Source organism: Salinicola salarius (assembly GCF_003206135.1).
GTDB lineage: Bacteria > Pseudomonadota > Gammaproteobacteria > Pseudomonadales > Halomonadaceae > Salinicola > Salinicola salarius.
The window spans coordinates 1-1,342 of the sequence record NZ_PZJT01000028.1 but is presented as its reverse complement, the minus strand read 5'-3'; the positions used below and the strand labels follow the sequence as shown (position 1 = coordinate 1,342).

The window sequence follows — 1,342 nt, the reverse complement described above, 5'->3', positions numbered from 1 at the left end:
ACAAGCTCGGCGCCGCCATCGGTGCCTCTCGCGCCGCGGTCGATGCTGGCTTCGTGCCCAACGACATGCAGGTCGGGCAGACCGGCAAGATCGTCGCTCCCGAGCTTTATATCGCGGTCGGTATCAGCGGCGCGATCCAGCACCTCGCGGGCATGAAGGACTCCAAGGTGATCGTGGCGATCAACAAGGACGACGAAGCGCCGATCTTCCAGGTGGCCGATTACGGTTTGGTAGCCGATCTCTTTGAGGCGCTGCCGCTGCTTGAGAGCAAGCTATGAGACTGGGCTTGATTCAGTGGTTTATCCGGTTATCGCCGGAGCGGCGCTTTTCGTAGCCGTCGAATTTTTCCTTCAGCAAGGGGCGGGACATGGCGTCACAAATTGAACGCGAATCCATGAATTTCGACGTAGTGATCGTGGGGGCGGGCCCCAGCGGCCTGTCGGCAGCGTGCCGTTTGATGCAGCAGGCGAACGAGGCCGAACGGGAGCTCTCCGTCTGCGTGGTCGAGAAGGGTTCGGAGGTCGGCGCGCACATTCTCTCCGGTGCCGTGTTCGAACCGCGCGCGCTGTCGGAACTGTTCCCGGACTGGGCCGAGCGCGGCGCGCCGTTGAACACGCCGGTACTGCGCGACGAGCTCTATCTGCTGAAGGATGCCGACAAGGCCCAGAAGTTGCCCAACGCGCTGGTACCCAAGTCGATGCACAATGCCGGCCACGCCAGCTCGAACGACACCGACAATCCGAACTACGTCATCAGCGCCGGCAATCTCTGCCGCTGGCTGGCCGAGCAGGCCGAAGGGCTGGGTGTCGAAATCTTTCCCGGCTTCGCCGCCCAGGAAGCGATCGTCGACGACGAAGGGATCGTACGGGGCATCATCACCGGCGACATGGGCGTGGCCGCCGATGGCAGCGAGACTGCCAACTATATGCCCGGCATGGAGCTGCGTGCCAAGTACACGCTGTTCTGCGAAGGCGCACGGGGCCATATCGGCAAGCGGCTGATCTCGCGCTTCGATCTCGATGCGAACCGCGACCCGCAGCATTACGCCATCGGTTTCAAGGAATTGTGGGACGTGCCCGCCGAGCAGCACGAGCCGGGCCTGGTGCTGCACGGCTCCGGCTGGCCGCTGAATGACAAGGACCATGGCGGCGACAGCCATGGCGGCTGGTTTCTCTATCACGGCGACAACCAGCAGGTGATGGTGGGACTGATCGTCGACCTGGCGTACCGCAACCCTTATCTCTCGCCGTTCGACGAATTCCAGCGCATGAAGCATCACCCGCTGCTGAAACGCCATCTCGAAGGCGGCAAACGTGTCGCCTATGGCGCCCGCGCGATCACC

The 1,342-nt window shown here is 63.0% G+C and carries 2 protein-coding genes; both read left to right on the top strand.

Features of this window, described 5'->3' with window-relative positions; genetic code table 11:
• The coding region (locus DOM32_RS17465) for an FAD-binding protein (protein WP_208625413.1) at window positions 1-278 on the top strand (278 nt) is incomplete at its 5' end.
• 89 nt (window positions 279-367) lie between these two features.
• Window positions 368-1,342 (top strand): NAD(P)/FAD-dependent oxidoreductase (locus DOM32_RS17460; RefSeq protein ID WP_157957118.1); only part of this gene is annotated, 975 nt, incomplete at its 3' end.